The sequence below is a fragment of the Streptomyces sp. NPDC002845 genome (genome assembly GCF_053591955.1).
In genome coordinates, this window is sequence record NZ_JBSFUU010000144.1 from 1 (window position 1) to 13,804 (window position 13,804).

Annotated in this window: 8 protein-coding genes; 5 read left to right on the plus strand and 3 right to left on the minus strand. The window is 66.9% G+C overall.

Translation table 11 applies throughout. The features are described 5' to 3' along the window. Positions 1 to 293: 293 nt before the first annotated feature. Positions 294 to 1,517, plus strand: a complete 1,224-nt coding sequence (locus tag ACWD3C_RS46435) for a sensor histidine kinase (protein ID WP_451154518.1) — start codon at positions 294 to 296, stop codon at positions 1,515 to 1,517. Then, complete coding sequence (locus ACWD3C_RS46440) at positions 1,514 to 2,197, plus strand: response regulator (protein WP_451154520.1); 684 nt, start codon at positions 1,514 to 1,516, stop codon at positions 2,195 to 2,197. The genes ACWD3C_RS46435 and ACWD3C_RS46440 overlap by 4 nt, the downstream gene beginning before the upstream one ends. Before the next feature lie 236 nt (positions 2,198 to 2,433). Here the strand turns inward: ACWD3C_RS46440 and ACWD3C_RS46445 are convergent, their stop codons facing one another. Next, on the minus strand, positions 2,434 to 2,649 hold the full coding sequence (locus ACWD3C_RS46445; RefSeq protein ID WP_451154522.1) for a DUF397 domain-containing protein: 216 nt from the start codon (positions 2,647 to 2,649) through the stop codon (positions 2,434 to 2,436). Further along, positions 2,628 to 3,473, minus strand: coding sequence for a helix-turn-helix domain-containing protein (locus tag ACWD3C_RS46450; protein WP_451154524.1), 846 nt, complete (start codon positions 3,471 to 3,473; stop codon positions 2,628 to 2,630). Before ACWD3C_RS46450 ends, ACWD3C_RS46445 begins: the two co-directional genes overlap by 22 nt. 148 nt (positions 3,474 to 3,621) lie before the next feature. On the opposite strand from ACWD3C_RS46450, the gene ACWD3C_RS46455 reads away from it, so the two are divergent. Further along, positions 3,622 to 3,918 carry a hypothetical protein gene (locus tag ACWD3C_RS46455; protein ID WP_451154526.1) on the plus strand — a complete coding sequence of 99 codons (297 nt, stop codon included), beginning with the start codon at positions 3,622 to 3,624 and terminating at the stop codon, positions 3,916 to 3,918. 4 nt (positions 3,919 to 3,922) lie between these two features. Here the strand turns inward: ACWD3C_RS46455 and ACWD3C_RS46460 are convergent, their stop codons facing one another. Beyond that, entirely contained in the window at positions 3,923 to 4,489 is a 567-nt protein-coding gene (locus ACWD3C_RS46460) for an MmpS family transport accessory protein (RefSeq protein WP_451154528.1), read from the minus strand. Positions 4,490 to 4,825: 336 nt separating this feature from the next. Between ACWD3C_RS46460 and ACWD3C_RS46465 the strand changes: the two genes are divergently transcribed. Both ACWD3C_RS46465 and ACWD3C_RS46470 read left to right on the plus strand, forming a co-directional pair. Continuing rightward, positions 4,826 to 13,360 carry a golvesin C-terminal-like domain-containing protein gene (locus ACWD3C_RS46465; RefSeq protein WP_451154530.1) on the plus strand — a complete coding sequence of 2,845 codons (8,535 nt, stop codon included), beginning with the start codon at positions 4,826 to 4,828 and terminating at the stop codon, positions 13,358 to 13,360. 11 nt (positions 13,361 to 13,371) lie between these two features. Continuing rightward, entirely contained in the window at positions 13,372 to 13,608 is a 237-nt protein-coding gene (locus tag ACWD3C_RS46470; protein ID WP_451154532.1) for a bacteriocin immunity protein, read from the plus strand. Positions 13,609 to 13,804: the final 196 nt, after the last annotated feature.

Genomic DNA, 13,804 nt, shown 5'->3' on the forward strand with positions numbered 1-13,804 from the left:
GCCCCGCGCCCCTTAAGGGGCGCGGCTCCAGGCCAGGCACCATCAGCCCGTCCGGCGTTTGAGGACGAGGCCGCAAGGCCGATCCCACAGCAACCCCCACGCACCCGCAACCGGCCCACCCACCCCCAGGGGGGCCAGGGGGCACAGCCCCCTTGGCGGGGTCGAAGGGGCGGAGCCCCTGGGGATGGGACGAGTAGGGGCGGCGGGGGCGAGGAACACCGGGGCTCGTGCCGACGCCGGGTACCGTTGCCACCCGTTCCGCCACCTGCAAGGACCCCGTACGGTAAACAACCGTGAGCACCCTCAACCGCGCCAGAACCTGGCTGAAGGCGCACCCGCTGGCGCTGGACGCGGCCCTGGCGGCGGGAGCCCTCGCCTGCATGGTCGCGGGCTCATTCGTGGACCCCGAGGCCGAGCACGGCTCGAAGTGGGGCGCCCGCACCCCGGAAACGCTCAGCATCGTCCTGATGACCCTGGCCGCCACAGCCCTGGTCTTCCGCCGCCGCTCCCCGATGATGGTCCTGGCCGTCACCTCCACTCTCTCCCTCGTGGAACTCGTCACCGGCGACCCCCGCGCCCCCGTCGCGATGTCCGTCGTCATCGCCCTCTACACCGTCGCCTCGGCCACCGACCGCCCCACCACCTGGCGCGTCGGCCTCCTCACCATGGGCGTGCTCACGGGCGTCGCCATGCTCGCGGGCACCCTGCCCTGGTACGCCCAGGAGAACCTGGGCATCTTCGCCTGGACGGGCATGGCCGCCGCCGCGGGCGACGCGGTCCGCAGCCGCCGCGCCTTCGTCGACGCCATACGCGAGCGCGCCGAACGAGCCGAACGCACCCGCGAGGAGGAGGCCCGCCGCCGGGTCGCCGAGGAACGCCTCCGCATCGCCCGCGACCTCCACGACGTCGTCGCCCACCACATCGCCCTGGTCAACGTCCAGGCCGGAGTCGCCGCCCATGTGATGGACAGGCGCCCGGACCAGGCCAAGGAGGCACTCGCCCACGTCCGCGAGGCCAGCCGCTCCGCGCTGGGCGAACTGCGCGCCACGGTCGGCCTGCTGCGGCAGTCCGGCGACCCCGAGGCCCCCACCGAACCCGCCCCCGGCCTGGAACGGCTCGACGAACTCGTCGGCACCTTCCGCAGCGCCGGCCTCCCCGTCGAAGTCGCCCGCTCCGACCACGGCACGGCCCTCCCGGCCGCCGTGGACCTCGCCGCGTACCGCATCATCCAGGAAGCCCTCACCAACGTGCGCAAACACGCGGGCCTCGAAGCGAAGGCCGAGGTCAGCGTGGTGCGCGTAGGACCGAACGTGGAGATCACCGTCCTCGACAACGGCTCCGGCGACCACGACGCCTCCCCGCAGGACAGCGGCGGCCACGGCCTGCTCGGCATGCGCGAACGCGTCACCGCCCTCGGCGGCAGCTGCGCCTCGGGCCCCCGATACGGAGGCGGCTTCCGGGTCCATGCGATCCTGCCGGTCATAAACCGCCAGACCGCAGCCGGAGATGCCGTATGACCATCCGCGTCCTGCTCGCCGACGACCAGGCCCTGCTCCGCAGCGCGTTCCGCGTGCTCGTCGACTCCGAGCCGGACATGGAGGTCGTGGGAGAGGCCTCGGACGGGGCGGAGGCGGTGCGGCTGGCCAAGGAGCGGCAGGCCGACGTCGTCCTCATGGACATCCGGATGCCCGGGACCGACGGACTGGCCGCCACCCGGCTCATCAGCGCCGACCCGACGCTCGCCCATGTACGCGTCGTCATGCTGACGACGTTCGAGGTCGACGAGTACGTGGTGGAGTCGCTGCGGGCGGGCGCCTCCGGGTTCCTCGGCAAGGGCTCGGAGCCCGAGGAGCTGCTCAGCGCCATCCGGGTCGCGGCCGGCGGCGAGGCGCTGCTGTCCCCGGCGGCGACGAAGGGGCTGATCGCCCGGTTCCTCGCGCAGGCGGACGCCTCCGACGACGGTCGCGACCCCGCCCGCTCCGAGCGGCTCGGCACGCTGACGGGGCGGGAGCGCGAGGTGCTCGTGCAGGTCGCGGGCGGGCACTCCAACGACGAGATCGCCGAGCGGCTCGAAGTCAGCCCGCTCACCGTGAAGACCCACGTCAACCGGGCCATGGCCAAACTGGGCGCCCGTGACCGGGCACAGCTCGTGGTGATCGCGTACGAGTCCGGGCTGGTACGTCCGAGGGTGGATTGACCCAGGTCGGCCGTATTGCTCAGCCGGATGGGCTGGGCTGCGTTCAACCGGGCTGGTTCCAACCCGGCTGGTGTTGATCGCGTAGGACTCGACCGTTCGCTGAGCGCTTGGACGACACGGAGAGGGACGTCGTCATCGAATCGGGAACGGTACCAGTTAGTGTTCGGCGAAGCCCATCCCGGGAGAAGTCCTGGGACGGGCAGGGCCGTTGCCTGGATCGTGGAGCTGGTCGGGCCTCAGCGGGGGAGGACGTCTCCTCCCTTGAGAGCTGTGACGAACGCGGTCCAGGACGCGGCTGGGACGACGAGTACGGGGCTGTGGGGGGTCTTGCTGTCGCGGACGGGGACGACGCCGGGGAGGTCCTCGGTGATCTCGACGCAATTGCCCCCGTTGGCGTTGCTGTAGCTGCTCCGGCGCCAGTGGGCGGAGTTCAGCTCGGGGGTGTGTCGCATGGCTTGTAGTCCTCCATCGCCTGTCGGATCAGCTCCGCCGAGGCGGCCGGGGAGAGGGCGTTGGCACGGAGCACTTCGTACCGCCGCCGCCATTTCTTCACCGAGTCCCGGTCCTCGTAGAGGTGACCGACCTCGATGCCCTCTTCGTAGGCCACGGTGGAGCCGTTGGGAAGGGTCAGCATGGTCAGCGCGCCGCCCATCAGGTAGTGCGGACCGGCACTGAAGGGCATCACCTGGACCTTGCTGTCCGGAGTATCCACCTGTTCGAGCAGCAGGGCCAGTTGTTTGTACATGCACTCGCTGCTGCCGAACTGCCGCCGGAGGACCGCCTCGTCGATGATCGCCCACCGCAGAGGGGGCTGGGCCGAGCGCAGGCGATCCTTGCGGGACATGCGGGCGTTGACGAGTTCCTCCACCTTGTCCCGGGGCAGCTCCTCCTGGAGGCTGAGTTGCGCGTCGGCGTACTCCTTGGTCTGCAACAGCCCTGGGATGACCTGCGGTTCGTAGTTCTCGATGACCTCCGCCTGCGCCTCGAAGTCCATGAACCGCCGGTACTGGTCCGGATGCGCCTCGCGCTTGGCCAGTTCGTACAGCCCGTGGAAGTGCTTGTCCGTGCCGAACGCGGCGTCCAGCCGGTCCGGCAGGTCCGGAGGTGGCATCAACTCGGCCGTCTCGACGCGGGCGAGTGCGCTCTTGCTGGAGTTCACGATGGCGGCGAGCTGGACGAGTGACAGGCTCGCGGCCTCGCGGTGGCGGCGCTGTTCGGCGCCGAAGTAGTGGCGGGCGGACAGATACGGGGTGAGGGTCTGCGGCTTGAACGACATTGTCTCGCCTCTCTGTTGTCCCGTTCTCGATGGCGGGACGCGGCGTCCCTGATGAGGCCATACGCGCAGCGCGATGATGGCGGCGCACACAGTAATCATGCGGGCGCCGGGTCCGCCAGAGGGGCTGTTTCGAAGGGAGAGGCGTCAGATGCTGCGCGAGGGTACGGGAACTCCCCTGCGGCTACTGCCGTGGACCACGTCGGAGGGGCTGCCGTGTTATCTCAGCACGGACGATTCCGGCAGCCGGATGTCGCGGCTGGCAGACGCGGTGGAGGCGGATCTGCTCGACTCGGCGGAGACGGTCCTGGCCGCGGCGCGGGAGCTGCTCGACGAACCGGACGCGCGGAGCTGGGAGTTGAGATTCGTGGGAGTGCGGCTGGCCGAGGCGTTGGGGGACACGCTGCGCATCGCGGCGAGCCGGGGCGCGCGGCTGCCGGAAGCGTGAGGCGTCAGCGCTCGTCGGTTCCCTCGGGGTTCGCGTCCGGACGGGGCAGTGATCCGGTGCAGGTGGCGCGGCCGAACTCGCCGGTGGCGGTGGCGCTTTGGACGTGCCGGCCGTGGATGGCGAGGGTGCAGCGGATCTGGCCGCCCTCTTCGCCGAGGGTGATGTTGATGAGGGGCTCCGTGCCGAGGGGGACCTCGACGGTCTTGCTCCAGGGGAGGTCGGCGGCGTCAACGGTGATGCCCTTTCCGGCCTCGCCGACGCCCTGGTAGGTGATGTCGGCGGTGCCGGTGCCGGTGACTTCGTAGGTCACGGCGGCGGTGGGGGTGCGCTGCTTCGGTTGGCCGTCGTTGTGGTCGGTGCTTTTGGTGTCGAGTACGCCGTACAGGACGAGCCCGGTGCAGGCGGCCAGTACCGCGCCGGCCGCCAGGAGCCCGGCCCGGTCGGGGCGGTGAGAGCGGCGGCCGGTGGGTGTGGTGTCGGTCTTGGCGCCGTCCGGTTCCTCGGCCTCGGCGGCGGCCGATTCCCGAGATTCTGGCAGGGCTGTTGTGGATTTTTCGGTGGTGCCACCCATGAAATGCCCCCTCGGAATCGTGAATTACCTCGGTGCTCGGTGTGAGTCCGGGCGGTTTATAACACGACGCCGCCATGGATAGCCAGCGCCCGGATATTTCGGACACCGTGCGTCCTTCCATGTCCTCTTTGGCGCTAATTGCGGTGCATCATCTGCTCGCTTGACATGGGGTCATCGCGGTGACTAGAAATCCCGGCGCCGCTGCCCATGGCCTCATTCGGGCAGGTGGGGGTGGTCTTCGCGGCGGCGGGTTTCGTCAGAAAAGTATCTGAGGAAAGGTTTGACGTGAGACGCAGACTGGGCAGGCTGATTGCGTGTCCGGTGGTATCCGCGGTGATGAGTACCGCAATACCCCAGGTCGCTTATGCAGCGCCCGCCTCGGATGGTGACGGTGAGGGAATCGTCGACACTATCAAGGGGTGGTTCGCGGACGACGGCGCCGATGGCGGCGAGGCAAACAGTAATCCACCGTCGCATGACGAATTGGGGATTGCCGAGCGTCAGAAGCTGCCGAAGGGCAAGGACGCGCCGAAGGCCAAGCGGGTCAGGGAGCTGACCGGCAAGCGGACGGCGAACGCGCGGTTCTGGCGGTTGTCGGACGGGCGGGTGGAGGCGGAGCTGTCGGCGGCGCCGACCTCCTACCGGGACGCGACGTCGAAGTCGTGGAAGTCGATCGACACCACGGTCAGGGCGAGCAAGGCCAAGGGTTTCGATCTGGCCAACACCACCAACACGGGCAAGAGCTTCTTCGGCTCGGACCCGGGGCGTCTGCTGCGTTTTGAGGCGCCGGACGGGCAGACGGTCACTCTCGGCCTGGAAGGTGCGGGCAAGGGGCTGAAGCCGGAGGCGAAGGGCAACACGGTCACCTACCGGGACGCCGCCTCAGGCGCTGACCTGTCGTACGAGGTGGGTGCGGGCCGGGTGAAGGAGAACATCACCCTGGCCGAGCGCCCGGACGCTCCGGTGGAGTTCACCTTCACCCTGGATGCGGACGGGCTGGTGCCCAAGGCGCGTAAGGACGGGTCGGTCGCGTTCTTCGGTGAGTTGCCGAACACGCCGGTGCTGGTGATCCCGGCCCCGTACATGACGGACGCGGCCAGGGCCGACACCTCCGTTCACGGGAAGACCTACAGCACGAAGGTCACTCAGAAGCTGACCCGGGACGGCAAGGGCTGGCAGCTGACCCTCACTCCGGACGAGGAGTGGCTGGCGGCTTCGGAGCGCCGGTATCCGGTGGTGATCGATCCGACGATCACGATCGCGCCGTCGCCGTCCGCCTCGCAGGACGTGATGGTGCTGCAGGAGGCACCGGGTACGAACTACAACTCCTCGTGGAAGCTGTCGGTCGGCCGGACTAATACGGGTGTGGCGCGTTCGCTGCTGAAGTTTCCGCTGGATGAGATCCCGTCGGGGGTGAAGGTCGACAACGCGCGGCTTGAGGTGTACTTCGACCAGACGCACACCACCGGCGGCACGAGGGTGCTGGTCGACGCCCACCGGGCGACGAGCGCGTGGGACGAGTCGACGGCGACCTGGTCCAACACCAGTTCGCTGGTGGGGGAGCAGTCGGCGACCACGGTGCTGCTCGATGACGGTCACGAGCGTACTGCGGCGGTGGGTGACTGGCCGGCGGTGTCGGGCAGTGGGATCTACGGCGACTACCACTACAACCAGAACGGTGTGGCGGGGGAGTCGTACACCTGGCAGCCGCTGGTGGCCCAGACGGCCAGCTACCGGGTGGATGCGCACTTCCCGCCGTATGACAATGCCGCGACGCAGGCGCCGTACACGGTCACCTACAACGGTGGCTCGAAGGACTTCACCGTCAACCAGGACGCGGTCGCCACCTCCGGCGGCGGCTGGGTGTCGTTGCAGCAAGGCCAGTTGTCCTTCGCCAAGGGCGATGCGGGCAAGGTCGTGCTGCGGGATACGGGCTATCCGGGCCGCAGGAACATCGCCGATGCGGTGCGGCTGGTGGACCCTGCCGCAGTCTGGAAGGGCGTGGGCGGCTACAACGCCTGGCACCGGTTCCCGGTGCGGGACACCGTGCAGAAGTGGGTCAACGGCGCCGAAACCAACCACGGCTTTGTTCTCAAGACGCGCAACGAGTCCTCCACCGGCCCGCTGGGCGGTCCGCGTTATGAGGCCGGTGACGGCGACTACGGCGGCGAGACCTCGACCATCCCCCGGCTGACGGTCACCTACGGCACGGTCGGCACCGAGCTCGACTCGCCGCAGGTGGTGCACTCCACCGGGCCGGAGCTGTCGTGGAAGGCGTACACCAACGACACCGGTGACAGCGGTCTGGACATCGTGGAGTACCAGCTGCACCGTTCCACGCAGCAGGCGTTCACGCCGTCCGCGGCCACCCTGGTCGCGCCGGTCGACAAGGCGGCCACCAGCTACACGGACACCACCGCGACCCCGACCCCGGACAGCTCGACGGCGGAGATCGGCCGGTCGTACTACTACCAGATCGCGGTCAGAACCGCCGATGGCCAGCTGCTGGGCTCGCCGACCCGGATCGTGGGCGTGCCCAAGGCCGGCCGCACCATGAAGCTCATCCAGGGCACTGCGGGGGTCAGTGACACCACGCTGTCCTCGGCGCAGCCGGCCACCAACCAGGACACCATCAACTCCTGGGACGTGGGGCAGAACTGGCTGAGCGTGGGCAACAACTCCGCCACCTACGGCAAGACCCGCGCGGCGATGAAGTTCACCACCAGCGACATCCCCACCACGGCGACGGTGCTGGAATCAAGGCTGTTCATGTGGGCGGCGGAGACCACGACCGAGTCCAACGGGGCCCGCTACAACCTGCACGGCCTGACCCGTGACTTCGGCGAGACGACGGCGACCTGGAACAACGCCACCGCCTCGACGGCGTGGTCCAGCGCGGGCGGCGACTACAGCTCCGTCGTCTCGGACTTCACCCCGCAGTGGAGCAACGACGTCGGACGCCACTACTGGAACGCCACCAGCCTGACCCAGGGCTGGATCAGCAACCCGTCCACCAACAAGGGCGCCCTGGTCAAGCTGGCCGACGAATCCTCCACCGGGCCGCAGGAACGCACCCTGTTTTCGTCCTCGGAGACAGGCGACTGGCAGCTCGGCCCGCTGCTGCGCGTGATCTACGTGGACTCCACGACGGAGGACACGTACTACGCGCCGCAGACCCCGGCCCGGATGACCCCGAACTCCACGTACACGGTGGACTTCACGGTCACCAACACCACCTCCAGCGCGTGGGCCGCGGGTGAGCGGGAGCTGTCCTACACCTGGAAGCTGCCCGACGGCACGGACGTCACCACCGGCGGCAACCAGGCCGCCACAGCCATCCCGGCCCTGTCGCCCGGCGAGTCGGCGACGATCCAGGCCACTGTCAACACGCCGATCAACTCCGACTCGGGCAACAAGCGCACGGAGTACGTGCTCGGCTGGGACGTCCGCAAGATCTCGGACGGCAGCTGGCTGTCGGCAGGCACGGACGGTATCCCGGCGCTGAAGCAGAACGTGGCGGTCGAGGACCCCACCTCCAACACCCTCGGCCTGGAGAAGTTCTACGCCTACGCCGGGAAGAACACCGGTGCCGGCTCGACGGTGATGAACAACCTCGCCTCCGGCAACAGTGTCTGGTCGTACAACGCGTTCACCAACCCCGGCCGGGGGCTGAACACGTTCTTCCGGATGGCGTACAACTCGCTGGACACCTCGGACACGGTCTCGGGCGCGGGCTGGTCGATGCAGGCCGCCGGGCCGATCCGGCTGGGCGCACCGCTGGACTTCCACCCCAACCCCAACCCGACCGAGGTCCGCCTCCCGGACGGCGACGGCACCACGCACGTCTTCCGCTGGGACGCGACGAACAGCGTGTGGAAGGCCCCGGCGGGCGTCCACTACAAGCTGACGGCCAAGGCAGGCCTGGACTGCACCCCGACCAAGGACCCCATCCCGGACGCCTGGACGCTGCTGCGCCCGGACGGCACGCGGTTCTTCTTCGGCTGCGACGGCTACTTGACATCCGTCGTCGACAAGAACGGCAACACGCAGACGTACACGTACGAGGAGCGCAGGTCCAACAACAAGCCGGTCAAGTTCCTCACGTACATCACCGACCCGGCCGACAGGCAGTCCCTGCGGGTCGAGTACTACGAGAAGGGCGACGCGTCGTACGAGTACATCGACGCCACCGGCGCCAAGGTCACCGGCAGCAGCCTGACCAACTCCAAGATCTACGACCACATCAAGTCCGTCACCGACATCTCCGGCCGCAAGGTCTCCTTCTACTACACGACGAAGGGTCTGCTCGGTCAGTTCACCGACGGCGACGGCTCCGCCCAGCCGAAGGTGTTCAAGTTCACCTACGACGCCACCCAGGGCAACAAGAACGTCAAGCTGGTCACGGCCACCGACCCGCGAGGCAACGGCACCGACCTGGCGTACTACGCCCCGCAGGCAGGTGACGACCCGAAGTACCACTGGTGGACCAAGACCATCACCGACCGTCTGAACGGTGACACCGGCTTCGCGTACGCGGCCAACGCCACGAACACGAAGTTCACCGACACCACCGTCACCGACGCCGAGGCGCACGCTACGAAGTACGTGACGGACGACTTCGGCCGCCCGGTCCAGACGACCAACGCCAAGTCCCAGACCACCAAGATGAGCTGGGACGCCGACAACAACGTCACCTACCTGGAGGAGGACAACGGCGCCAAGACCGCGTACTGCTACGACCAGAAGACCGGCTACCCGCTCTGGCAGCGCGACGCGGAGAACAACAAGACCGGCGTCCCGGACCAGACGACCACCTGCGTGACGGACACGACCAAGTGGCCGGCCAACGCATCGAAGTACGAGTACCAGACGCGCGCCGACGGCTTCTCGGCGGACCTGTTCCGCAAGACCTCTCCGGAGGGCCGGGCCTGGCAGTTCGGCTACGACTCGTTCGGCAATCTGAAGACGGTCACCGACCCCAAGGGTGTCGCGACAACGACGGCGGGTGACTACACCACGTCGTATGAGTACAACTCCTACGGGGAGTTGACGAAGGCGACCGACGCCAACGGCAATCCGACCGAGTACAAGGAGTTCGGGCCCACCGGGTACCCGAAGACGATCACTGACGCGAAGACCAACTCGACCACGTTCGTCTACGACGAGCGGGGCCAGGTCACCGAGGTCACCGACGCGCTGGGCAAGAAGACCACGCAGACGTACGACACGTTCGGACGCCCGCTGGTCAACACGGTGCCGAAGGACCAGGCGGCGGGCGTGCTCATCACGACGCCGGCGCCGGAGTACGACGCCAACGACAACGTCACCAAGTCGACGGCGCCCAACGGGGCGGTGTCCACCGCGGTGTACGACGTGGCGGACCAGATCACGTCGGCGACCGCGCCGAAGGACACCTCGACCTCCGATGACCGCAAGTCGGTCTACACCTACGACAAGGTCGGCAACCTCAAGACGACGACGGAGCCCAAGGGCACGCTGACGACCTCGGATGCCACGGACTACGTCACGACGAACAACTACGACGAGATCTACCAGCTCACGTCGGTCGTGAACGCGGCGGGCGACAAGATCTCCTACGAGTACGACAACGTCGGCAACGTCGTCACGGTCATCGACCCGAAGAAGAACGCGACGGCCGACACGACCGACTACACGACCAAGACCGTCTATGACCTGAACCACCAGGTCAGTCAGGTGACGGACGTAACCGGGAAGACGACGAAGCGGTCCTACGACAAGGACTCCCTCGTCGTCTCCACCACGGACGCGGAGAACAACACCACGTTCATCACTTACGACGAGCGTGGCAAGACCACCGAGGTCAAGGCTCCGCACGACGGCACTACGTTCCGTACGACGAAGTACGAGTACGACGGGGTAGGCAACGTCACCAAGGTGCTCACGCCGCGTACCACGGCGGCCGGTTCGACCGAGGCGTTCACCGCGCGTACCGAGTACGACGCGTTGAACCGTCCGGTCAAGCAGTTCCAGCCCTACGACCCGGCGGACGTCCGCTACAACGACCCGAACGTCTACACCCAGACGGTGTTCGACGCTGTCGGGCGGGTGGCGAAGACGTCGCTGCCGCCTTCGGAGGGCCAGACGGTCCGCAACGACACCACGTTCACCTACTTCGATAACGGGTGGGCGAAGTCGTCCACGGACCCGTGGGACATCTCCACCACGTACGACTACAACGACCTGGGCCAGCAGACCGCCAGGACGCTGACGTCGGCGGGCGGCTCGTCCAACCGCACGATGACGTGGTCGTTCTACCCCGACGGAAAGATCAAGTCGCGTTCCGACGACGGTGTTCCGGTCGGCAGGGCGGTGGTCCTGGTGGACAACTCCGACACCCAGCACACCTCCTCCACGGGCACCTGGGCCACCGGGGACATCATCGGGCAGCAGGGCTACGACCACCGCACCCACGCGGCCGGCACAGGCACGGACGCCTTCACGTGGACGCTCAACATCCCGAAGGACGGCACGTACACCGCGTACGTGAAGTACCCGCAGGTGACGGGCGCGGCCACGGCCGCGAAGTACACGCTCACCCACGGCACAACCACCGAACCGGCGGTCACCAAGGACCAGACGGCCGGTACCGGCACCTGGGTCAGCCTGGGGAACTACGCCCTCAAGCAGGGCGAGGACACCAAGCTGAAGCTGGAGCAGAACAGCGGCGGCATCGTGGTCGCGGACGCGGTGAAACTCGTCCGTGACACCACGGGCGAAACCGACAGCGAGAAGAAGACCTTCGCCTACGCCTATGACGTCAACGGCAACCTGACGTCGATCGACGACACCTCGTCTGGCGCGAAGAGCGACGCGTACACGGTCGCCTACACCGGCCTCAACCAGGTGCAGAAGGTGACGGAGTCGCTGTCCGGCGCGGAGCAGAAGGCCACGTCGTACACGTACGACGCCAACGGCCAGCCGGAGACGGTCACCCACCCCGACCAGTACTCCAAGTACACCTACGACCTGCGGGAACTGGTCAAGACGGTCTCGGTCGGCAAGAGTGCGACAGACACCGATCCGAAGGTGTCGTCGTACACGTACACCGACCGCGGCCAGAAGCTGAAGGAGACCAAGGACAACGGCAACACCGTCGACTACACGTACTACCTCGACGGCGCGCTGAAGACCTCGGTGGAGAACAAGGGCAACGGCACCCTCGTCGCCTCCCACACCTACGCCTACGACCCCAGCGGGAACAAGGCGCAGGACGTGGCGAAGAAGATGAACGCCGACGACCACGCGTCGTACCTCGAATCCACCACGGACTACACCTACGACCCGGCCGGCCGGCTCGCCAAGTCGGTCAAGACCGGTAACGGCGCCGGGACGGACACCTACGTCCACGACGACAACGCCAACGTCATCAGCCAGACGGTCAAGGGCACCACAACGACCTATGCCTACAACCGCAACCGCCTGCTGAGTGCCACTGCCGGTGGTGTGTCGGCGAGCTACAACTACGACCCGTTCGGCCGTCAGGAATCGGTCACCAGCGGCGGGGAGATCATCTCCCGGAGCGTGTACGACGGCTTCGACCACGTCATCGAGTCCCAGAAGAAGGACGACACCGGCGTGATGAAGTCGACCACGTACACCTTCGACCCGCTCGACCGCACCGCCTCCAAGACCGCGGACGGCAAGACCACCGACTTCACCTACCTCGGCCTGAACGGCGAGGTACTGAACGAAGAGGTTTCCGGCGAGCTGACCAAGTCGTACCAGTACAGCCCCTGGGGCGAGCGCCTGTCGCAGATCAAGCACAACACCGACGGCACGACCGAGGACGGCTACTACGGCTACAACAGCCACACCGACGTCGAAACCCTCACCGACGCGGCGGGTGACACCAAGGCCACCTACGGCTACACCGCCTACGGCAAGGACGACGACGCCGAATTCACCGGCATCGACAAGCCCGACCCCGCCGACCCCGCCAAGGAGGACTACAACCCCTACCGCTACAACGCCAAACGCTGGGACGCCCACGCTGGCACCTACGACATGGGCTTCCGCGACTACAACCCGGGCCTCAACCGCTTCACCACCCGGGACATGTACACCGGAGCCCTCGCCGACATGAACCTCGGCGTAGACCCCTACACCAGCAACCGCTACGCCTTCAGCGGCGGCAATCCAATCAATTTCATCGAGATCGACGGCCACGGCCCCTGCAAGGATCTCGGAATCTGCGAATACGGCGACGGCGAGCCCTCGGGCGAGGTTGCCAAGGAAGTCGGCCTCGCCGGTTGCAGCTGGGTACCCGTCCTAGGATGGGGCTGTGACGCGTACGACCTGAATCGAGCGGTCGATGAAGGGGATGGCTGGGGAATCGCGGCCGGCATCATCGGCTTCCTGCCGTTCGGTGACATCGCTAAGGCGCCGCGCCAGCTCGACAACATCAAGAAGGCCGCCGACCTGAGGAAGGCCCCTGGCGGTGTCGTGGGCGGCGGCAAACTTCCAGATGTCGAAGGAAAGTGGCTCAGGGGCTCCGCCGGTAATGCTGGCAAAGTTCCGGGGCAGGTGGCGCGTGCGCTGCAAGGGCGAGAGTTCAAGAATTGGGACGATTTCCGAAAGGCGTTCTGGACTGAGGTGTCCAAGGTCCCTGAGCTGGCCAAGCAGTTCGGCGACAGGGACTACTACCGCATGCAGCATGGCGCAGCACCGAAGGTTGACCCCACACAGGCGGTGGGGAAGAACAACAGCTATGTCCTGCATCACCGGACACCGATCCATGATGGTGGTGGCGTGTATGATCTCGACAATCTCGTGATTGCGACGCCGCGGTATCATGCTGAAGCGCTGGATCCCGGCTATCACTACGACTGAGGAGGTGCGGAGTGGCGCTGGGTGATCTTTCCCGAGATCAGCTCGTCGAACTTGTGCGGCGTATCGTCACCTTCGACGGCACCGAAGAAGAAGTTGACGCCATGGAGCAGCTTTTCGAGGAAAGCGTTCCGTATCCGGGCGCATATTCCTTGATCTACCGGCATGACCCGGAGCTCACTCCAGAGGAAGTGGTCGACACCGCCCTCTCTTACGAGCCAATCGCGCCACCCTACAACCCGGACGCCTGACCGGGAACCGGCGGCCTACCACCACTTGGGGTAGGCCGCCGGTCTGTTCCTTATAAAAGGTGACGATTCTCAGTCAATCGTCGAAAATTACGCCTTCACTGCTGATCTTAAATTCCTGAGGTAGACCTGGCGACAGCTGATGATCCATCAGGTATGCCGGTGGTATGCGGTACGCGACGGGTGGCGGGCTGACCGT